Source organism: Streptomyces flavochromogenes (genome assembly GCF_000717595.1).
Classification (GTDB): domain Bacteria; phylum Actinomycetota; class Actinomycetes; order Streptomycetales; family Streptomycetaceae; genus Streptomyces; species Streptomyces flavochromogenes.
Map to the genome: position 1 here is coordinate 1 of NZ_JNZO01000161.1, position 208 is coordinate 208.

The 208-nt window shown below is 75.0% G+C and carries 1 pseudogene; it reads left to right on the forward strand.

Annotated elements, in window-relative coordinates:
* Nucleotides 1-208, forward strand: a pseudogene (locus IF00_RS0140730) (DUF4097 family beta strand repeat-containing protein); the annotation flags it as partial.

The window sequence follows — 208 nt, forward strand, 5'->3', positions numbered from 1 at the left end:
ATCCTCGGCGACCACGGCTCCGTCGAGGTGACCGTCCAGCTCCCGGCCGGCTCCCGCGTCGAGGCCAAGGGCGCCGCCGCCGAACTCCGCGGCGTCGGACGGCTCGGCGACGTCGTCTTCGAGAGCGCGCAGGGCCCGGTCAAGCTCGACGAGGCCGCGAGCGCCCACCTCACCCTGCTCGCCGGTGACATCACGGTCGGCCGTCTGG